Origin of the sequence: Luteimonas sp. S4-F44, assembly GCF_022637415.1 — a bacterium.
Lineage (GTDB): Bacteria > Pseudomonadota > Gammaproteobacteria > Xanthomonadales > Xanthomonadaceae > Luteimonas.
The window spans coordinates 2,696,108-2,716,194 of sequence record NZ_CP093340.1 but is presented as its reverse complement, the minus strand read 5'-3'; the positions used below and the strand labels follow the sequence as shown (position 1 = coordinate 2,716,194).

The 20,087-nt window shown below is 69.4% G+C and carries 19 protein-coding genes and 1 tRNA gene; 8 read left to right on the top strand and 12 right to left on the bottom strand.

Translation table 11 applies throughout. The features are described 5' to 3' along the window. Nucleotides 1–37: 37 nt before the first annotated feature. The 4 genes from MNO14_RS12435 to MNO14_RS12420 all read right to left on the bottom strand — a co-directional run bounded on the left by MNO14_RS12435 (nucleotide 38) and on the right by MNO14_RS12420 (nucleotide 3,103). Nucleotides 38–1,474, bottom strand: coding sequence for a M28 family peptidase (locus tag MNO14_RS12435; RefSeq protein WP_241944037.1), 1,437 nt, complete (start codon nucleotides 1,472–1,474; stop codon nucleotides 38–40). 95 nt (nucleotides 1,475–1,569) lie between these two features. Continuing rightward, nucleotides 1,570–2,007: a large-conductance mechanosensitive channel protein MscL gene (gene mscL, locus MNO14_RS12430; RefSeq protein ID WP_241944036.1), complete on the bottom strand. Its 438-nt coding sequence runs from the start codon at nucleotides 2,005–2,007 to the stop codon at nucleotides 1,570–1,572. A gap of 36 nt (nucleotides 2,008–2,043) precedes the next feature. Further along, entirely contained in the window at nucleotides 2,044–2,769 is a 726-nt protein-coding gene (locus MNO14_RS12425) for a fumarylacetoacetate hydrolase family protein (RefSeq protein WP_241944035.1), read from the bottom strand. A gap of 34 nt (nucleotides 2,770–2,803) precedes the next feature. Beyond that, on the bottom strand, nucleotides 2,804–3,103 hold the full coding sequence (locus MNO14_RS12420; protein ID WP_241944034.1) for a hypothetical protein: 300 nt from the start codon (nucleotides 3,101–3,103) through the stop codon (nucleotides 2,804–2,806). Between the two features lie 78 nt (nucleotides 3,104–3,181). On the opposite strand from MNO14_RS12420, the gene MNO14_RS12415 reads away from it, so the two are divergent. Next, nucleotides 3,182–3,532 (top strand): Rieske (2Fe-2S) protein, encoded by a 351-nt coding sequence (locus MNO14_RS12415; RefSeq protein WP_241944033.1) that lies wholly within the window; start codon nucleotides 3,182–3,184, stop codon nucleotides 3,530–3,532. A gap of 28 nt (nucleotides 3,533–3,560) precedes the next feature. Here MNO14_RS12415 and MNO14_RS12410 read toward each other — a convergent pair whose 3' ends face one another. The 4 genes from MNO14_RS12410 to thiS form a co-directional block, all read right to left on the bottom strand. Next, nucleotides 3,561–5,411, bottom strand: coding sequence for an SLC13 family permease (locus MNO14_RS12410; RefSeq protein ID WP_241944032.1), 1,851 nt, complete (start codon nucleotides 5,409–5,411; stop codon nucleotides 3,561–3,563). 98 nt (nucleotides 5,412–5,509) lie between these two features. Beyond that, on the bottom strand, nucleotides 5,510–6,247 hold the full coding sequence (gene trmB, locus MNO14_RS12405) for a tRNA (guanosine(46)-N7)-methyltransferase TrmB (protein WP_241944031.1): 738 nt from the start codon (nucleotides 6,245–6,247) through the stop codon (nucleotides 5,510–5,512). Between the two features lie 10 nt (nucleotides 6,248–6,257). Then, nucleotides 6,258–7,058 carry a thiazole synthase gene (locus MNO14_RS12400; RefSeq protein ID WP_241944030.1) on the bottom strand — a complete coding sequence of 267 codons (801 nt, stop codon included), beginning with the start codon at nucleotides 7,056–7,058 and terminating at the stop codon, nucleotides 6,258–6,260. Nucleotides 7,059–7,436: 378 nt separating this feature from the next. Further along, on the bottom strand, nucleotides 7,437–7,637 hold the full coding sequence (thiS, locus tag MNO14_RS12395; protein WP_241944029.1) for a sulfur carrier protein ThiS: 201 nt from the start codon (nucleotides 7,635–7,637) through the stop codon (nucleotides 7,437–7,439). A gap of 172 nt (nucleotides 7,638–7,809) precedes the next feature. On the opposite strand from thiS, the gene MNO14_RS12390 reads away from it, so the two are divergent. The 5 genes from MNO14_RS12390 to MNO14_RS12370 all read left to right on the top strand — a co-directional run bounded on the left by MNO14_RS12390 (nucleotide 7,810) and on the right by MNO14_RS12370 (nucleotide 13,113). After that, complete coding sequence (locus MNO14_RS12390; RefSeq protein ID WP_241944028.1) at nucleotides 7,810–9,663, top strand: autotransporter domain-containing protein; 1,854 nt, start codon at nucleotides 7,810–7,812, stop codon at nucleotides 9,661–9,663. Between the two features lie 78 nt (nucleotides 9,664–9,741). After that, nucleotides 9,742–9,815, top strand: a tRNA-Gly gene (locus MNO14_RS12385). 106 nt (nucleotides 9,816–9,921) lie between these two features. Next, on the top strand, nucleotides 9,922–10,842 hold the full coding sequence (gene rimK / locus MNO14_RS12380; protein WP_241944027.1) for a 30S ribosomal protein S6--L-glutamate ligase: 921 nt from the start codon (nucleotides 9,922–9,924) through the stop codon (nucleotides 10,840–10,842). Between the two features lie 260 nt (nucleotides 10,843–11,102). Further along, nucleotides 11,103–11,786, top strand: a complete 684-nt coding sequence (locus MNO14_RS12375; protein WP_183426700.1) for a response regulator transcription factor — start codon at nucleotides 11,103–11,105, stop codon at nucleotides 11,784–11,786. Further along, a complete protein-coding gene (locus MNO14_RS12370; protein WP_241944026.1) occupies nucleotides 11,773–13,113 on the top strand; it encodes a HAMP domain-containing sensor histidine kinase in 1,341 nt (446 codons plus the stop codon). The genes MNO14_RS12375 and MNO14_RS12370 overlap by 14 nt, the downstream gene beginning before the upstream one ends. Before the next feature lie 85 nt (nucleotides 13,114–13,198). Here the strand turns inward: MNO14_RS12370 and MNO14_RS12365 are convergent, their stop codons facing one another. After that, entirely contained in the window at nucleotides 13,199–13,777 is a 579-nt protein-coding gene (locus MNO14_RS12365) for a hypothetical protein (RefSeq protein ID WP_241944025.1), read from the bottom strand. A gap of 41 nt (nucleotides 13,778–13,818) precedes the next feature. Beyond that, nucleotides 13,819–14,643 (bottom strand): methylenetetrahydrofolate reductase [NAD(P)H], encoded by an 825-nt coding sequence (gene metF / locus MNO14_RS12360; protein WP_241944024.1) that lies wholly within the window; start codon nucleotides 14,641–14,643, stop codon nucleotides 13,819–13,821. A gap of 185 nt (nucleotides 14,644–14,828) precedes the next feature. Between metF and mqo the strand changes: the two genes are divergently transcribed. Further along, complete coding sequence (gene mqo / locus MNO14_RS12355) at nucleotides 14,829–16,532, top strand: malate dehydrogenase (quinone) (protein ID WP_343226394.1); 1,704 nt, start codon at nucleotides 14,829–14,831, stop codon at nucleotides 16,530–16,532. An 88-nt stretch (nucleotides 16,533–16,620) separates the two neighbouring features. Next, on the top strand, nucleotides 16,621–17,178 hold the full coding sequence (locus tag MNO14_RS12350; RefSeq protein ID WP_241944023.1) for a DUF3228 family protein: 558 nt from the start codon (nucleotides 16,621–16,623) through the stop codon (nucleotides 17,176–17,178). Between the two features lie 57 nt (nucleotides 17,179–17,235). Here the strand turns inward: MNO14_RS12350 and MNO14_RS12345 are convergent, their stop codons facing one another. After that, nucleotides 17,236–18,393 carry an SIS domain-containing protein gene (locus tag MNO14_RS12345; RefSeq protein WP_241944022.1) on the bottom strand — a complete coding sequence of 386 codons (1,158 nt, stop codon included), beginning with the start codon at nucleotides 18,391–18,393 and terminating at the stop codon, nucleotides 17,236–17,238. Further along, on the bottom strand, nucleotides 18,380–19,669 hold the full coding sequence (locus MNO14_RS12340) for a D-tagatose-bisphosphate aldolase, class II, non-catalytic subunit (RefSeq protein WP_241944021.1): 1,290 nt from the start codon (nucleotides 19,667–19,669) through the stop codon (nucleotides 18,380–18,382). Before MNO14_RS12340 ends, MNO14_RS12345 begins: the two co-directional genes overlap by 14 nt. Nucleotides 19,670–20,087: the final 418 nt, after the last annotated feature.

Sequence of the window (20,087 nt, the reverse complement as noted above, 5' to 3'; positions counted from 1 at the left end):
CCGCCACGCGCGCATGCGCGCCTGAGCGCGCGCTGCCTCAGTGCGCCGGCGTGGGGTCGGTCTTGGGCGCGCTGCCGAAGCTTTCGTCGGAGTCTGCGGCCAGCCACGCGAACACTGCATAGGCCGCGGTGTTCTGCGCGACCGCGTCGGGGTCGACCTTGTCGAACGTGTCGTCGGCGTTGTGGTGCAGATCGAAGTAGTCGGTGCCGTCCTGACCCAGCCAGCCCCAGGCGCCACCCTTGGCCGCCAGCGGCGAGATGTCCGGGCCCGGGCTGCCCTTGTCCTGCAGATAATCGATGCCGAGCGGACGCAGCACCTCGGCGATCGCGTCGCTGGTCGCGCGCTGTCCCGCTGGCGCGCTGGTGTTGAAGCCGTAGATGCGACCGGCGCCGAAGTCACTCTCCGCACCGATCACGTGCCGGGCGATCACATCGGCGCCGCCGTGCGCGTCGGCATAGGCGCGCGCGCCCAGCAGGCCCTGTTCCTCATTCGCGAACGCGACCACGCGCACGCTGCGCCGCGGACGCTGCGGCTGCTGCGCGATCAGATGCCCGGCGGCCATCGTGATGCCCACGCCCGAGGCATCGTCGACCGCGCCGGTGCCCAGGTCCCAGGAATCGAGATGGCCGGCGATCAGCACGATCTCGTCCGGGCGCTCGCGGCCGGTGAGTTCGGCGATGACGTTCTGCGAGGTGTACGTGCCGTTCCAACCGCAATCGAGCGCGAGGGCGACTTCGATCGGTCCCAGCCGCAGCAGGCGCGTCAGTTGGTCGGCGTCGGGCAGCGACAGCGCGGCCGCCGGGATCGGCGTCACGTCCTCGTCGAAGCGGGTGATACCGGTGTTCGCGACGCGATGCGGGCTGGTGCCGATCGAGCGCATCAGGTAGGCGGCCGCGCCCTTGCGCGCGGCGATCGACGGTCCGCGGCTGCGGATTGCGCCGGCCGCGCCGTAGCCGCTGCCGTCGCGCGAGCGCGCCATTGGGATGTCGACGAACACGATGCGCCCGCGCAGCGTCGCCGGGTCAGCGGCCTCGAGCGCGGCGAGGCTGTCGAAGCGCACGATCTGCGCCGAGACCTCGCCGCCCGGACTGCCGCCCAGTGCGGTGAGCACCAGCGGCTGGGCGTAGGGGCCGACGACCGCCGCGTGCTCGCTGCGCCGTTCCCACTTCGGAAAGGTGACCGGTTCGGTCCACACCCGGTCGTAGCCGAGCTCGGCGAATCGCGCCTTGGCCCACGCGACCGCGCGCGCATCGGCCTCGCTGCCCGGCAGGCGCGGGCCAATCTGCGTGGTCAGCGACTCGATCAACCGATACGCGGTGCCGTCCTGCAATGCGCGCTCGCGCAGTTGCGCTGCGGCATCCAGCGACGCCTGCGTCACCGGCGCCGCTTCGCGCGCGTGGCTCGTGCCGGGGACCAGCAGTGCGCCCGACAACAGGGCGAGGGCAAGGACGTTCAGAAGCGGGGCAGGGCGCATGCGCGGTCTCCGGCTGGAACAGGAACGGGTCGTGCGCATTGTCGCGCACGACCCGCTCGAAGCGATGTGCCGGAGGTCCCGGCGTGGAACGCCGATCAGACGATCGGCGCTTCGGGCTTGCGCAGGCCGTCGCGGATCTCGCGCAGCAACTTCACTTCCTCGCTGGGCTCGGCGGGCGTCTCCTCAGCCGGCGCTTCGGCCTGCTGGCGCTTGAGGCGGTTGATGAAGCGCACCGCGATGAAGATCGCGAATGCCACGAGGACGAACTGCACGATGGTGTTGACGACGTTGCCGATGCCCAGCACCAGTGCCGGGATCTCCTCGCCGGCGGCGTCCACCTGGGCCGCACGCAACGTGATCGCCCATCGGGAGAAATCGATGCCGCCGGTCAGCAGGCCGATGAACGGCATGATGAGGTTCTCGACGAGTGCGGTGACGATCTTGCCGAACGCTGCACCGATGACGACGCCGACCGCGAGATCGATGACGTTGCCGCGGACGGCGAATTCCCTGAACTCGGCGAGTATGCCCATGATGTCTCCTGCGCTGTAAGTGGAATGCGCGCAGGACTATAGCGGCGGCGAAGTGACCTTGCAGTGGAGCTCGAGCACGTCGTCGAGCCGGGCAACGCAGACATCGCCAGGATGCAGCGCGGCAACGCCGGACGGCGTGCCCATGAACACCAGGTCGCCGGCGCGCAGCGCGAACAGCTTGGACAGTTCGTGCAGGATCTCGGGCACATCCCAGATCAGCTGCGCGAGCGTCGACGATTGCCGCAGCGTCCCGTTGACGTCGAGCGACAACGTCCGCGGCGCCAGCGCGCCGATGACCGCCGCAGGCACCAGCTCGCCGACCGGCGCCGAAGCGTCGAACCCCTTGGCCACGTCCCAGGGCAGGCCCTTGGCCTTGGCGGCGGCCTGCAGGTCGCGACGGGTCAGGTCCAGGCCGACCGCGTAGCCGTAGACGAGTTCGGCGGCGCTGTCGACCGGCAGTTCGCCGGGCGGCGCGTCGCGGCCGATCGCCACGACCAGTTCGACCTCATGATGCAGTTCGCGCGTGGCGCTGGGGTAGGGCACCTCGCCAGAGGTCACGACTGCATCGGCGGGTTTGGCGAAGAACACCGGCGTGCCGCGCTCGGCCTTCGAGGCGGGCGCCTGAGCGCCCATCTCGCGGGCGTGGTCGGCGAAGTTGCGGCCCACGCAGTACACGCGCCGGACCGGGAAGCGGCCGCCACCTCGGACAGCCAAGCGGGTCGGCGCCGTAGCAGGCACCACGTCGTACGACGGATCGGTCATCGGCTCAGAGATCTGGATGCGGCCGCTGCTGCGCTCAGCGCAGCAGCGGCTGGTCGCGATTGCGCACGACGCGATACTCGGCCTCGACGATGCGGTCGTCGTGGGCCGGCGAGGCGTCGCCGCCGCGCACCAGCAAGCGGCGGGCCAGCCCGAACAGCAGCATTGCGGCGCCGACGAACAGGCCGGCCACCAGTAGCACCGCGAGCAGGGCGACGCCGACCAGGCCCAGCAACACCCGCAACGCCGGGTGCCGCGGCTTGCGCGGCGCGAACACCGCACGGACACCGGAGGCATCGAAACGGGCGTGGAGATCGCGGAAAAAGGCGTTCGACATGGCGGCTGCAATGCTCGTGACACAATGACCGGGTTGGCCGAGGGGTCCAGTATCGGTCGGTCGCCTCTCGGAGTTGTAATGCGTTCGTTAAATCCACGTGATGGCGCCACGCTGCTCGCGCTCGATGCGATCGCCGATGGCGGCTTCGCCGAGGCCGAAGGCGTCGTCGATGGTGAGCCCGAGTCGCTGGTGCTGCACCGCGATGGCGGCCGGGTGCGCGCCTGGCTCAACATCTGTCCGCACGCTGGCCGCCGACTCGACTGGGCGCCCGGTCAGTTCCTCGCTTCCAAGGACGGGCACCTCGTCTGTGCCGCGCACGGCGCGAGTTTCCGCACCGCCGATGGCGTCTGCGTCGCGGGGCCGTGCAAGGGCGAGGCGCTGCGCGCCGTGCCGGTGCAGGTGCGGGACGGGCACGTGCTGCTGGGATGAGCGCCGTGGGCGCCAATCGCGCCGGCCGTCAGTCGAACAGCAGGTTGACCATCAGCACCACGATCGCGGTGTACATCAACGAGATCGGCAGCCCGATCCGCCACAGTTGCTTGGCCGTGTAACCGGCCGGGCCGATGATCATCGACATCACCGGATTGGACTGGGTGACGAAGTTGTTGGAGGCCGACAGCGCGACGATCAGTGCGAAGGCGGTCGGGTTGCCGCCGGCGGCCAGCGCCAGGTTGATCGCCAGTGGGACTACGACGATCGTCGCGCCGACGTGGCTGATGACCATCGAGAATGCCGCGGTCAGCAGCGCGACCGCGATCTCCAGCAGCCAGACCGGCAGGCCGGTCGGCAGCCGCTCGATGCTGTGGCCGGCAACCCAGGCCGCCGCGCCGCTGGAGTCCATCGCCCAGCCCAACGGGATCAGGCAGGCCATGAGAAAGACGGTCTTCCAGTTGATCGCGCTGTAAGCCTCGTCCATCTTCAGCACGCCGAACACCAGCATGCCCGCCACGCCCGTCATCAGCGCCACGGAGGTGGGGATGCGCGAGGACAGCGCGATCAGCATCGTCACCGCGAAGATCGCCATCGCGATCTTGAACTTGTGCGGCCGCTGCTCGCCCTTGGGGTAGTCGGTCACGATCAGGAAATCGAGCGACTTGGCGGTGCGCGCCAGGTCCTGCCAGATGCTGTGCAGCACCAGCATGTCGCCAGCGCGCAGGGTCATCCTGCGCACATTCTCGCGCAGCACGGTCTTGTCGCGGTTGATCGCCAGCAAGCGGACCCCGTACTTCTTGCCCAGGCTCAGTTCGGCGGCCGATTTGCCGATGAACTTGGAGGTCGGTGGGATCACTGCCTCGGCGATGCCGGCGCGGCTGGGATTGAACAGGTCGCCGAAGTGCCGCAGTCGCGAGCTCATGCGCAGGAACTGGTTCTGCGCGAAGTCGGCGACCTGCTGTCGCGACCCCATTGCGCCGAGCACGCTGCCCACCCAGATGCGCGCATCGGCCGGCGGGGCAAGGCGCGATTCGTTCTCCGACTTGAGCGCCAGCAGCAGCGGCGCGTGGTGGATCGCCTCGGCCTCGGCGAACGTCATGCCCACCAGCGGGCTTTCGGCGGTCACCACGAGCTCGAAGACGTCGCCTTCGATGCCGTAGGCGCTGGCGAAGTAGCTCTGGGTCCGCGCCGGGGTCACCGGGCCGTCGCCGCCGTCGTTGAGTTCGCCGAGTTGCCGGTTGCCGAAGAAATGGAAGTAGGCCAGCCCGGCGATCAGCAGCGCCAGACCGATCGGCAGCGGCGCGAACATGTTCAGCGATTCCAGCGTCGCCGCGCCGGAGGGCATGTTGGCGTTGGCCGCGGTCAGCAGGTCGTTGAGCAGGATCAGCGGCGAGGTGCCGACCATCGTCAGCGCGCCGCCCATGACGATGGCCACGCAGACCGGCAGCAGGATCTGCGCCAGGCGCAGCCCCGAGCGCGAAGCCAATCGCGCGGCGACCGGCATGTACAGCGCCATCACCGACGGGTTCTGCATGACCGAGGAATTGAGACCGGCGGTGGCCGCGGTCAGCAGCAACAGGCGGTTCTCCATGCCCCGGGCCCGTCGCAGCAGCCAACCGGCGAGGCGGTTGAGCGCACCGGTGCGGTCCAGGCCCATGCCCAGGATCATCGTGGCGATGACGCTGATCACCGCGTTGGAGGAAAACCCGTTGAAGACGTCTTCGGGCGCCACCAGGCCGGTCAGGCCCAGCATCACCAGCACCACCAGGGCCACCAGGTCCGCGCGCACGCGCTGGAACAGGAACAGCACCATCGTCAGGCCCACCAGGCCCAGGACGATCTTCATGTCGGTGGTGAGCGCGAGTCCGGTATCCATCAGTGTGATGACGCTTTCCAATGCGACGGCCAGTGGCGGAAGCCGATGTGCTTCCGTGCCGGGGAGGCGCCCTGCGAGTCCCGATCACGCATCATGGATTACGGGTCCCGGTCGTAGAGCAGATCCCAGACCCCGTGGCCCAGCTTCAGACCGCGGCTCTCGAAATGCGTCTGCGGGCGCCACGGCGGTCGCGGCACATGGCCGCGCGGGCCGGCGCGGTTGCGCAGGCCGGGGGTGGCGTCGAGCACGTCCCACATCTGTTCGGCGTAGTCCTGCCAGTCGGTCGCCAGATGCAGGCGCCCGCCCGCGCGCAGCTTGGACACCAGCAGCGCGGCGAACGCGGGCTGCACCAGCCGGCGCTTGTTGTGGCGCTTCTTGTGCCAGGGATCGGGGAAGTAGATCCGGATCTCGTCGAGCGCGCCATCGGCGATCTCGTTGCGCAGCACCTCGACCGCGTCGTGGTGGTACACGCGGACATGGTCGCTGCCGTCCTCGGCCAGGCCATTGAGCACGCGCCCCACACCCGGCGCATGCACTTCGATGCCGATGTGGTCGCGTGCCGCATCCATTCGTGCCGAATGGCGCAGCGCTTCGCCGTTGCCGAAGCCGATCTCCAGAATCCGCAAGGCCTGCCGTCCGAACACGGCGTCGAGGTCGCGCGGCGTGCCGGCGTAGTCCAGGCCGAAACGTGGCCAGGCGTCGTCGAATGCGCGCTGCTGCGCCGGCGTGAACCGGCCCTGGCGCAATACGAAGCTGCGCACTTCGCGCCGGCCCTCGGTCACCGTGAACGGCTTGGGCGGCGCCTTGGCGCCTTCGCTGGAGAACGGGTCGGTCATCGCGCGGGCGTCAGCCGACCAGGCCGTCGACCGGCGACGATGCGCTGGCGAAGCGCTTGCGCGGGATGCGGCCGGCCAGGAACGCTTCGCGGCCGGCCTCGACTGCCTTGCGCATCGCCGAGGCCATCAGCACCGGATCGCGGGCGCCGGCGATCGCGGTGTTCATCAGCACGCCGTCGCAGCCCAGTTCCATCGCGATCGCGGCATCGGAGGCGGTGCCGACGCCGGCGTCGACGATGATCGGCACCTTCGCGTTCTCGACGATCTCCAGCAGGTTGTAGCGGTTCTGGATGCCCAGACCCGAGCCGATCGGCGCGGCCAGCGGCATCACCGCCACGCAGCCGATCTCCTCCAGGCGCTTGGCCAGGATCGGATCGTCGGAGGTGTAGACCATGACCTCGAAGCCATCGGCGACCAGCTGTTCGGCGGCCTTGAGCGTCTGCACCACGTCGGGGAACAGCGTGCGCTGGTCGCCCAGCACCTCGAGCTTGGTCAGGTTGTGGCCGTCAAGCAGTTCGCGGGCCAGCCGGCAGGTGCGCACGGCCTCATCGGCGGTGTAGCAGCCGGCGGTGTTGGGCAGGATCGTATAGCGGTCGGGCGGCAGCACATCGAGCAGGTTGGGCTCGCCAGGCGTCTGGCCAATGTTGGTACGACGGATCGCGACGGTGACGATCTGCGCGCCAGCGGCTTCGGTGGCGAGGCGGGTCTGCTCAAGATCCTCGAACTTGCCGGTGCCGGTCAGCAGGCGGGAACGGTAGGTCTTGCCGGCGACCACGAGGCCGGTGTCGCGCGAGGGGGAAGGAATGCTCATCCCGGGATTATCGCCCAAGCGGCGCGGGTGTGGCGGACGCGCCGGAGGCGCGTTTGCGTGCGGTTCTCAGGGAAGGCGTTCGCCCCCGCATCCGATGCCGGAGGGCATCGGATCAGCATCCAGACGCAAGAGGGGCTGTGGCGGCCGTCCCTGGCGTGGCGGTGCTGGCGCCGGGCTGTCCGGCCCGCACATCCGTGTGCGGGCGTTCGCGAATGCGTCCGAGCCGGAGGGCTCGGACAAGCGCTCATGGTGCTGGTGACAGCCCCGCTGCCATCCATGGCGTGGCGGTACAGGCGTCGGGGTGTCCTGCCCGCACATCCCTGTGCGGGCGTTCGCCCCCGCATCCGATGCCGGAGGGCATCGGATCAGCACGGGGGCTCACCCCCCTCCCAATGCATGGACGATTTCGACGTGGTCGCCGTCGGCCAGGACGTGCGCGTCGTGTCGACCGCGCGGGACGATCTCGCCGTTGACCTCCACCGCCACGCGGCGCCCGCCCAGTCCCTGGGCCTGCAGCAGGGCGGCGATCGTGCTGCCCGGATCGATCTCGGCGTCTTCGCCATTGAGTCGGATGTTCATGCCGCGATTGTCCCCGTTCGCGGCGCGCGGTGCACGTTGGCCGGGCCATGGGCATGACGCAGTGCGGCGTGCTGCGCGCAGCGTGTGGCGGGATCATCGCGGCAATGCGGTCCCGTACGGGGCCCGGTCGCCCACCGGCAGATAATCGCCGCCTTTTTCCAGGAGAGTCCCCATGTCATCGTCCAGGCCGATCCGTGCCGCCCTTGCCGTCGCGCTTGCCGCAGCGGCCGTTCCGGCGCTCGCCGCCGACACGTTTTCCCGCACCGTGTTTTTCGGCGACAGCCTGACCGATGCCGGCTACTTCCGGCCGGTGCTGGTGCGCGAGGTCGGGCCAGAGACCGCGATCCTGGGCCGATTCACCACCAATCCCGGCCTGACCTGGGCCGAGCATGTGGCCGATCGCTACGGCACCGATGCCAGTGCCAACGGCAACGGCCAGACCGGCGACAACTACGCGGTCGGCGGCGCCCGCGTCGCGATCGACACTGGCGGCGCCCTCGGTGCGACGCCTTCGCTGGCGACCCAGGTGCGCACCTACCTGTCGGCCAACGGCGGCCGCGCCGATGCCGACGCGCTGTATTCGGTCTGGGGCGGCGCCAACGATCTGTTCGCGGTGGCGGCCAATCCGGGCCAGGCGCAGCAGATCATCGGCGCGGCGGTGACCGCGCAGGTCGGCCTGGTCGGCGCGCTGCAGGGTGCGGGCGCGCGTTACGTGCTCGTGCCGTCGATCCCGGACGTCGGCCTGACTCCGCAGTTCCGTGCCGGCGGTGCTGCGGCGATGGCGCAGGGCACCGCGCTGTCGACGGCCTACAACGATGCGCTGTACGGCGGCCTCGCCTCGCAGGGCTTGCGGGTGATCCCGGTCGACACCTTCCACTTCCTGCAGGAAGTGGTCGCCGATCCCTCGCGCTACGGGTTCACCAACGTCACCTCGGTCGCCTGCGCGACCCAGCCGGCGCCTGCCGGTGCCTCATCGCTGTTCTGCAACCCGGGCTCGCTGGTCGCGCCCGACGCGGCCGACACCTATCTGTTTGCCGACGGGGTGCACCCGGCCAGTCGCGCGCAAGCGATGATCGCCGACCTGGCCGTGTCGATGATCGACGGCCCGCAGCAGATCGCCGTGCTGCCGCAGTCGGCGGCGATGACCGGCCGCGCGCGCGCCGATCGGGTCGCCAACCGGATGAGCCTGGCGACTGCGCCGGTCGAGGGCCGCCGCTGGTGGGCCGACGTGCGCGCCGACATGCAGCGTTACGACCACGGCGATGCCTACGACGGCGTCGGCCCGGCGCTGACCGCCGGCCTGGACTGGACGTCGGGCGCCACCACCTTCGGCGGCTTCGTCGGCTACGGCCGGCAGGGCAACGACTGGGGCCTGCGCCGCGGCAGCTGGGACCAGAGCGAAGCAACCATCGGCGGCTTCGCGCACTGGCGCAGTGCGGCCGGCGGCTGGGTGAACCTGCAGCTGAGCTACAGCTGGCTGGACTTCGACACCGACCGCGCCGTGCAGATCGGGCCGGCGACGCGCGTGCACAGCGGCCAGGCCGATGGCAGCAACACGACCGCCGCGCTGTATGCCGGCTGGACCTTCGGCAATGGCCCATTGGAGCATGGCCCGGTGCTGTCGGTGGTGGGCCAGCGCATCGAGGTCGACGGCTTCGCCGAAAGCGATCCGACGATGTCGACCTCGCTGGCCTATCCCTCGCAGGACATCGACTCGCTGATCGGCAGCGCCGGTTGGCAGTTCGCCTATGCCGGCGACGGCGGCGTGCGGCCGTATGCGCGGCTGACGGTCGATCGCGAGTTCGAGGACGCGCCGACCGAGGCCTGGGCACGCGCGCAGTCGCTGCCCTCGACGCTGGACTATGCGGTGCCGGCTCGCGGCTACGACCGCAGCTACGGCACCGCGACGCTCGGCACCCAGGCGCGCCTGTTCGGCCTGGACGCCAATGTCGGCGCCACCCTGACGGTCGGCCAGAAGGCCGGCAGCCACACCACGGTGTTCGCGACCCTGGGCGCGGGGTTCTGACCGCTCAGGCCCGCCGCGCCGCCGCCCGCGCGGCGGCGTTGCCAAGCCGCGCCGCGGCGGCATAGACTGGAGCCCTGCGCGGGTGTAGTTCAATGGTAGAACTGCAGCTTCCCAAGCTGCTAGCGTGGGTTCGATTCCCATCACCCGCTCCAGTTCCAGCGGCGGCACCATCGACGATGGTGTCGCCGTTTTCGTTGCAGCTGTTCCCGTCGATCCTCGATGCGGCCCGTCGGCGCCGCGTGCTTGCCCGGTCCTGCGATGAAGCTCGCGATCCTGTCCCGCAACACCAAGCTCTATTCCACCCGCCGGCTGGTCGAGGCCGCGCGGACGCGCGGGCATACCGTGCGCGTGCTCGATCCGTTGCGCTGTTACATGCGTATCAGCAGCGAGGGCTTTTCGCTGCGCTACAAGGGGCGTCCGATCGAGGCCTTTGATGCGGTGATCCCGCGCTTCGGCACCTCGGTGGCGCGCTATGGCAACGCGGTGCTGCACCAACTGGAGTTGATGGGCAGCTTCGCGCCCAATCCTTCGGCGGCATTCGCACGGGCGCGCGACAAGCTGCGCTGCCAGCAACTGCTGGCCGCCGAGGGCATCGGCCTGCCGGTCACAGTGTTCGGCGATAATCCCGACGACACCGACGACCTGCTGGCGATGCTCGGCCCGCCACCGCACGTGATCAAGCTCAACGAGGGCATGCAGGGCGCGGGCGTCATGCTGACCGAGAAACCATCGGCCTCGCGTGGCGCGGTCGAGGCCCTGCGCGGCCTGTACGCCAACTTCCTGGTGCAGGAGTTCATCGCCGAGGCCCAAGGCGCGGACCTGCGCTGCTTCGTGGTCGGCGACCAGGTCATCGGCGCGATGCAGCGCCAGGCGCCGGCGGGGGACTTCCGCTCCAACCTCCATCGCGGTGGCAGCGCGACTGCGGCGGTGGCAACCGAGGAGGAGCAGGCCGTCGCGGTGCGCGCCGCGCAGGTGGTGGGCCTGGGGATCGCCGGAGTCGATCTGATCCGCTCGGCCCGGGGCCCGCTGGTGCTCGAGGTCAATGCCTCGCCCGGCCTGGAGGGCATCGAGGCGGTGACCGGACAGGATATCGCCGGGGGCATCGTCGAGCATCTGGCCGCACGGGTCGGCACGGGACGCCCGCGACGTGCGCGGCGTCACATATCCAACGGAACCTGAACGTTTTTTTTCCGTATTTCGACGGAGCGCCCCCCTAATCTGAGCATCCGGAATGCGCTCGCGCTCTCTCCCCCGGCTTCGGCCGGGGCGCAGCGGATAACGGCAATCGGGGCAACACTCCTTTGACCCGGGCGGCCAACGTCCGGGTCTTTTTGTATGCGTGGTCCTGACAACCAGCATGAGAGCATGTGGGGCTGTGCCATCATCCTGGCGCGGCGCTGGGGCGACGCGTTACTTACGAACCGAGAATCCGAATCGACATGCACATCCTCGTCATCGAAGACAACCAGGACATCGCCGCCAATCTCGGGGATTACCTCGAGGACCGCGGCCACACCGTCGACTTTGCCGCCGACGGCGTCACCGGCCTGCACCTGGCGGTGGTCCACGATTTCGATGCGATCGTGCTCGATCTCAACCTGCCTGGCATGGATGGCCTGGAGGTCTGCCGCAAGCTGCGCAACGACGCACGCAAGCAGACGCCGGTGCTGATGCTCACCGCGCGCGATAGCCTCGACAACAAGCTGGCCGGCTTCGACTCGGGGGCCGACGACTATCTGGTCAAGCCGTTCGCGCTGCAGGAAGTCGAGGTCCGTCTCAACGCGCTGTCGCGTCGCGGCAAGGGCGCGCACACGCGTGTGCTGGAAGTCGGCGAGCTCGAGTACAACCTCGACACCCTCGAGGTGCGACGTCAGGGCAAGCTGCTGCAGCTCAACCCCACTGCGCTCAAGATCCTGCAGTCGCTGATGGAGGCCTCGCCGGCGGTGGTCACGCGCCAGGAACTCGAGACCCGCGTCTGGGGTGAGGAACTGCCGGACTCCGACTCGCTGCGCGTGCATATCCATGGCCTGCGCGCGGTCGTCGACAAGCCGTTCGATCCGCCCTACATCCAGACACGGCACGGGATCGGCTACCGGATCGCCGTGCCCGATGCCGCCAACTGAGGCCGCGACGGGCCGTCCGGCCCGGGTCCGCGAGCGTCGCTACCGGCGGCGCCTGCGCAGCCGCATCATCCTGTCGTTCGTGCTGCTGGGCCTCGGGCTCACGACCCTGTTCGCGTTTCTGACCCAGGAAGCCCGCGACCGCGTGGAGAACACGCTGGTCGAGGACCTGATGAATCGCAACATCGATGAGTACGCCCGGCGCTACTACGTCGACCCCTCGCGCAATCCCGCAGCGCCGGTCGAGCAGATCCGCGCGCGCGTAGTCAAGCGCGACCGCTTCGAGGAACTGCGCTACGAGCAGCCCGACTGGTACGAGTTGGGCGACGGCATCCACAACCTCAGCGGCGTCGACGAGGACGGCACGCCGTTCATGTACAAGCTGGCGGTGCGCAAGACGCCGGAGGAATGGTTCTTCCTGGCCTACGACATGACCGAGACCGTGCGCGGCGCGACCCAGTTCCAGCGCGCCATTTTCGGTTCGGTGGTCATCGTGTCATTGCTGTCGGCGCTGATCGGCTGGTGGTCGGCGGCGCGGGTCATGAGCCCGGTGTCGGAGCTGGCCAAGCGGCTCAGCCGGTCGGGCGACAGTTCGCGGCCGCAAGCGCTGGCGCCGCATTTTCCCGACGACGAGGTCGGGCAGCTGGCCAGTGCGCTGGACGACTACGCCTTCCGGCTGACCGAAGTGGTGCAGCGCGACCGTGAGTTCAATGCCGACGTCAGCCACGAACTGCGCACGCCGCTGGCGGTCATCAAGGGCGCGGTGGAATTGCTGCTGTCACGGCCGGACCTGGACGAGAAGACCCGGACCCGGTTGCTGCGCATCCAGCGCGCCGAGCAACAGTGCACCGACCTGATCAGCGCGCTGCTGCTGCTTTCGCGCGAGGAGCGCGGGCATGGCGCGACCGACATCGGCCGCGTTGTCGAGCAGTTGTTCGACGCGCACCGCCCGCAACTGGTCGGCAAGCCGCTGGTCCTGCGGCTGGAGGCCGAGCAGCCGCTCGTCGTCGATGCGCCCGAGGCTGCGGTCACCGTGGCGCTGGGTAACCTGGTCGGCAATGCGATCAAGTACACCCAGAAAGGCGAGGTGGTGGTGCGCGTGCATGCGCACACCGTGGAAGTCGCCGATAGCGGCCCGGGCCTGAGCGCGGAGGATGCGGCCCGGTTGTTCGAGCGGGGCTATCGCGGCACGCACGCCGAGCATTCGCAGGGCGGTGGGATCGGTCTGTCGATCGTGCGCCGGCTGTGCGATCTCTACGGCTGGCAGGTGCGGGTGGTCCCCGGCGCGGTACGCGGAGTCGTGGCGACCCTGTCGTTCCGGCCCGACTGACCTGCGCAAGCCGCGCAGTGTGCGGGGTGCCTGCTTCGCCGTAGCCGGCGGCCTCCGACGCCCATGCGCGCAGGGGCGTACGGCGCTAGAGCCGGATCCACCAACAGTCAAAGTCACGGTGGAGCGAGAACACGATCTGCGAGGTGCCCGTCCCGCCAGGGCCGGTCTGGGTGACGCGCAGCGACGACGGCGGTTGTACACGGGCGACCGCCGGCAGGTCGCGTGCGCTCGTCCACCCGGCGAACCCGCCAGGCGTGCTTGTCGCCCCGGCAGCCGGGCGCTGGGCGACGATATCCACCAGTGGCCGCTGCGCGATCGCGTCCAGGCGGTCGAGAATCCGGTCGCCGCCAATGCTGTTCATTCCGCGCCAGTAGTAGAGCGATGCCAGGCGGTTGGTGTCACGGCTGTCGATCGCGTAGCTCAGTTCCTGGATCAAGCCTCGCAGGTGGCGCTGGCATCCGCTGCGGTAGGCGTTGACAGCAGCCGTGCTGGCCCCTCGCTTGGCCCCGGTCGTCGCACCGACCGCGCTGCAGCTCCGGTCGGTGTAGACGGTGCCGCCATCGGGCGCAACGCAGCGCCGGATCTGGGCATGCGCGATCTTGCCCGGCGTCGCGGCGACGAGGGCGAGCAGCGGAAACAGCAGCGTGATGGCGCGGCGAGGCATCGGCGCAGCCTAGCGCCAGGCCGGTGACCGCGACAGTGGCCTCAGGCCAGCCGGGAGAGGATGGTCTGGGTCGGCTTGGCGAGGTTGAGCGTATAGAAATGCAGCGCCGGCGCGCCGCCGGCGATCAGCCGCTCGCACAGGCGGGTGACAATGTCGGCGCCCAGTGCCCGGACCGCCGCCACGTCGTCGCCGTGGGCCGCCATGCTGCGCTGCATCCAGCGCGGAATCTCCGCGCCGCAGGCCTCCGAGAACCGACGTAGCTGGCTGAAGTTGGAGATCGGCATGATGCCCGGCACGATCGGGACCTCGACGCCGGCGCGGCGGGCGCTGTCGACGAAGTGGAAGTAGGCGTCGGCGTTGTAGAAGTACTGGGTGATCGCCGCATCGGCGCCCGCCTCGATCTTGGCCTTGAAGTGCGCCAGGTCGCGGCGGGCGTCCTCGGCCTGCGGATGCACTTCCGGGTAGCAGCCGACCTCGATGCGGAAGCGGTCGCCGAACTCGCTGCGGATGAACGCGACCAGGTCCGAGGCATGACGCAGATCGCCGGGCTGGCCCATGCCTGAGGGCAGGTCGCCGCGCAGTGCGACGATGCGGGTGCAGCCGATCGCGCGGTAAAGCTTGAGCAGCTCGCGGATCTCCTCGCGGCTGCCGCCGACGCACGACAGATGCGGGGCCGCCTCGAGCCCGTGGTCTTGCTTGAGCCGACGCACCGTCTCGGGCGTATGGCTCAGGGTCGAGCCACCGGCGCCGAAGGTGCAGGACACGTACTCGGGCGCATATGCGGCGAGCTTCCCGGCCGTCCGATGCAACTGCTGGCGTTGCTCGTCGGTCTTGGGCGGGTAGAACTCGAAGCTGATCGGGATCATGCTCGACCTGGAGCGGAAGTGAGGCAAAAGCATATCTCTTTATCGCGATGGATATAAGATATCGGGCGGGGCCGACGTGGGCGTTCCCATCGGCTTGACGCGGAGTTCACTACGCTCTGGCCAGGACGTCATGCGGCGGCCCGGGTCCGGGTGCGTCCGACGCCTGATCGTTCGAGGAGTCTGAAATGAAAAAGTTCTTCAAGAGGGTCGTCGGCATTGTCATCGTGCTCGCGATCGCCGTCGGCGTGTTCCTGTACTGGCCGCTGTTCGAACGCGCACCGCCGGAACCGGAGAATGCCGAGCCGGTGGATGTGGTGCTGATCGGTGCCGGGATCATGAGCGTCACCCTGGCCACTTACCTGCAGGAGCTCGAACCCGACTGGCGGATCGAGATCTACGAACGTCTGGACGGGGTCGCGCTGGAGAGCTCGGACGGCTGGAACAATGCCGGCACCGGGCATTCGGGGTTCGCCGAGCTCAACTACACGCCCGAGCGCGAGGACGGCTCGATCGAGACCGCGCGCGCGGTCGACATCGCCGAACAGTTCGAGATCTCGCGCCAGTTCTGGTCCCACCAGGTCGAGGCCGGACGGCTGGGAACGCCCACCGATTTCATCAATCCGACCCCGCACATGAGCTTCGTCTGGGGCGACGACAACATCGACTATCTGCGCCGCCGCCACGCGGCGCTCTCCAAGGAGCCGCTGTTCCACGGCATGGAATTTTCGCAAGATCCGGCGCAGATCGCGCGCTGGGCGCCGCTGATGATGGAAGGCCGGGATCCAGCGCAGCGGGTGGCCGCGACCTGGATGCCGTTGGGCACGGACGTCAACTTCGGGGTGATCACCCGGCAGCTGACGCAGGCGCTGTCGCGCAGTCCAAGGTTCGGGCTGCATCTGCGCCACGAGGTGCGCAAGCTGCAGCGCGAGGACGATGGCAACTGGACGGTCGCCGTGCACGACCTGTCGGCCGACCGCACGCGCTCGGTCCGCGCCCGCTTCGTCTTCGTCGGCGCCGGCGGCGCGGCGCTGACGCTGCTGCAGCACTCGGGCATTCCCGAAGCCGCCAACTATGGCGGCTTCCCGGTCGGTGGCCAGTTCCTGGCGACCGACAATCCAGCGGTCACCGGGCGCCACGACGTGAAGGCCTACGGCAAGGCCGAGGCCGGTTCGCCGCCGATGTCGGTGCCGCACCTGGATGCGCGCAGGCTCGACGGCAAGCCGGTGCTGTTGTTCGGCCCGTTCGCATTGCAGAGCACGCGGTTCCTCAAGCACGGTTCGTGGTTCGACCTGTTCTCGTCGGTCAACAATCACAACGTCACCGGCATGCTGCGCGTCGGCGCCGAGAACCGCGATCTGGTGGGCTATCTGGTCCAGCAGGCCATGCTCTCGGATGCCGACCGGTTCGCCGAACTGCAGAAGTACTACCCAGACGCCAAGCCGGCCGATTGGCGCCTGGTCACAGCGGGGCAGCGCGTGCAGGTGATCAAGCGCGATCCGCAGAAGGGCGCGATCCTGCAGTTCGGGACCGAGATCGTGACCGACGCCGACGGTAGTATCGCGGCGTTGCTGGGGGCCTCGCCTGGCGCATCTACCTCGCCCAAGATCATGCTCGACGTGCTGCGACGTGCCTATCCCGAGCGCATGGACGGCGCGTGGCGCGATCGGATCCACGCCATCGTGCCCTCGTATGGGCAGTCGCTGAACACCGACGTGGCGCTGACCAACCGTATCCGCGGGATGACCAGCCGCGCGTTGCGCCTGCCGTATCTCGAGGTGCCGCAGGCTGCGGTCGGCGACGGACAGCCGCCCGCCGCGAACGAGGAACTGCACGGGCCCGATGAAGGCCCGGACGAGGCCGCGCTGGACCGGCGCATGCAGGCGCTGTGAGCGCCATCGGGGCGGATTCCGTTTGGGGTCCGCCTCGTGCGTCGCGGCAAGCGCGGTTACCCTGGCGCGCCATGCCGACGGCCCGATGATGTCCATCGTTCTCACGCCCTTCGCCCGCCCCCGTCTGTTTCCCCGCGTCCCGCGCGGCAATACGATCCAGGACACGACGCCCGAGGCGTTTGAGGCGCATCTCAACGCGCAGGCGCCGGTCGCGGTGCTCGACGGCTATGCGCCGTTCTGCAAGCTGCATGTGCACCGCAACTGGACGTCGACGCGTTGCCTGACCGTGCCGATCACCGAGGCGAACCGGCATCTGCTGCGCTCGGCCTACGAGGCGCGCAATACCGCCGAGTTGCCGGTGCTGGTGCGCTGGTTCGAAGGCGTGACCCCGCCGCGTGCGGCGTATCTGGTGGTGATCCTCTACAGCGCCGAGCAACTGGCGAAAGAGGGCGCGCCGATCGATGCGGATTGGGGCGTGGTCGGCTGTCTGTATACGGCCGAGCCTGCGGAGATTCCGATGGCGCCGATCACGATGATGCGCAATGCGCTCGGGGTCGAGGCGGGCGGTTCGGGCGTGCCGCTGGACCCGGAGGCCTACCGGCGCAGCGTCGCGTTCTGGGAACGCAACGCCAACTGGCGCCCCTGATCGCGCGGCGCCGATGTCGGCGTCACGTTGCGGCATCGCGTCCGCGGGACCGAGTATTTACGGCAGCGAATGCAGGCGCACGCCCTGGACGACCCGGTTCACCGTGCCCTGTGCGTTCGGGCTGTCGGGCCGCACGCCCAGCGCTCGCGAGGCGTGGAAGGCGAACAGCTGCGCCACGGCGACATAGGGCCATAGCAGGTCGAGATCGTGCGCACGTTCGAGTCCGGCCACGCACACCGCATCGCGCGCTGGCCCATGCGGCGTGGCGGCGGTGACTTCGATCACGCGTGCGGCCACGCCGTCGCCGCGCAGTTCGTCGAGCAGGTCGAGATCGTAGCGCCGGGTCAGCGGGTCGTTGGACACGAACACTACCACCAGCGTGCGCGCATTGACGAAGGTCTTGGGGCCGTGGCGGAAGCCCATCGGCGATTCGAAGCAGGTTGCGATGGCGCCGTTGCTCAGTTCGCCCAGCTTGAGCGCGGCCTCGCGCGCCAGGCCTTTGAACAGCGCGCTGCCCAGGTAGACCACACGCTCGAACCCGCACAGCGCCAGCTCCTGGGTCAGTCCGCGCGCCTGCTGCAGTACGCCCTCGGTGGCGGCGGCGATCGCGGGCACGCGCGTCGCCAGTGTGTGCGGCCCGCACAGCGCGGCCAGCGTCGCGAGCATCATGCAACTGAAGCTCGAGGTCATCGCGAAGCTCACATCGTGGGTTTCGGGCGGCAGCAGCAGGGTCATCGACTGCCGCACCGCGACCCGGCCCAGCGCGCCATCGGCGTTGCAGGTCACCACCAGATGGCGCACCTCGCCGACCAGCGCCTCGGCCAATTCCACCGCCGCGACGCTCTCGGGGCTGTTGCCCGAACGCCCGAACGAGACCAGCAGCAGCGGACGCCCCGGATCGAGGTACAGCTGCGGCGCGCTGACCAGATCGGTCGTGGGCACCGCATCGACGCGCGCGGCGAGCTGGCGGTCGAGCCACGGCGCCAGGCATTCGCCGATGTAGGCCGAGGTGCCGGCACCGGTCAGGATCACCCGCGCGGTCGGGTCGCCCGACACCGGCGCGATGAAGGCGGCGAGCGGCTCGGCCATCTCGGCGACCAGCGCATGGGTGCGCAGGAGCATGCGCGGCTGCTGCTCGATCTCGCGCGCAGTCCACAGCGCGCCGCTGGCGGCCAGGTCGGATTCGGGCAGGCCGAGAATGTCAGGGCTGGGCATCGGGGACACAGGCATGGTGGTAGTCGTCGAGAGCGATGGCGATGTGGGCCATCACGAGGGCGGCGGGATCGAGCGGGGCGCGGTCGGCGCGCAGCGCACGCAGCGCCTGCGGCAGGTACTGGCTGACCAGCGGCATCGGCGGCGGGCTCTGGCGCAGGTTGGCGAACAACTGCTGGCAGGCCGCCTCGATCGCCGGGTCCGGCCAGTAGTAGCGGATGCGGTCACTCAAGCTGTACTGCAGATCGATCGTCAGCGCCTCGCCCTGGGCGTGGTAGTAGCGCTGCCAGTGGCCGGGCTCGGCGCGCATCCGCGCCAGTGCGGTCTCGCGCAGCTGCGCACGCCGGTCCGGCGCGATCCACTCGCGCTCGATCGCATCCAGCGCCCACAGCGCCTCGCGCAGCGCAAAGGTCAGGCCGGGACCGACCTTGAGGATCGCGAAATGGTCGCGCACCAGCGCGGCCAGCGCGTCCGGGGTCTGGTAGTCGGTCGAATGCGCCTCGAACACCAGGCCCTTGACCTGTTCGATCGCGGCGCTGAGCGCGCGCGCGGCCGCCGGCACGTAGTCGATGACCTGGTGGTGGTCGAACTCCACGCCCGGCTGCACCACCGAGGCGATCACCCGCGTCCACGCCGCCTGCAGACCGGCGGCCGCGAACGCGTCCCGGTGGGCGTCGATCGTCGCCAGCGCGGCCTCGGGCGCGGTCACCGCCAGGCCCTCGATGGCCTCGGTCGCGCCGCCGGGCACCGGCACTTCGGTGCCGATCACATAGACCGGCGGCTCGCCGCCGGCCTGAGCATGCGCGGCCTCGGCCGCGCGGCACAGCCGCACCGCGCGTTTGACGATCGTCGCCTCGGGCAGCGGCACCGGATCGTCGGCGCAGGCCATCGAGCAGTCGAGGTGGAGCTTGCGGAAGCCCGCGGCGACGTAGGCGGCGACCATCGTCTCGGCCTTGACCATCCCCGCCTCGGCCTCGAGCGCGGTCCAGGGATTGGGCCCCAGGTGATCGCCGCCGAGCGCGATGCGCGCCGGGTCGACGCCGACCCGCTCGGCGATGCCGCCGACGAAAGCGACGAAGTCGGCCGGGGTCATGCCGGTGTAGCCGCCGTCCTGGTTGACCTGGTTGCAGGTCGCCTCGACCAGCACCAGCGGCAGGGCGTGGCGCCGGGCATGGCGCAGCGCGGCCTCCAGCACCAGCGGATGGGCGCAACAGATGGAGGGGATGCCGGCGGCGTCGCCACGCGTGTGGCGGGCGACCAACTCGAGCAGGGCGTGCATCGCGATCCTCGTTTTCAGAAAGGGGGCGGAGGCTGCTTGCCGTCCGAATCGGTCCGCAGAGCCGCGGACGGGTGGGGCAACAAGCGCATCCGGCGCGCGGAAGAGTCTGCGGCGAAACATAGCGCTTAGCAACGTTTTCTTTCGTTTTATATTAATCGAAGCGAGTTCTCGCCGCAGACCTCGGCCGTCGAGCCCGGCGGTGGGGAGTCGGTCGCCCGCTGCCGGGCGGGTGAGTGGATCGAGCGGCGAATCTCAGCCTAGGTACCGGCGCTGACGGCCGGCATGCGCGCCGGGCGGACGGTCCAGCGCCCGTATTCTCAAAATTTCGTTACACGAAGATGTTGATGCCAAACGAAACATCATTTAGGCTGGATTTCGTTTTGTAGGTCGCCCCCACAGCCACCCACTTCGAGGATGC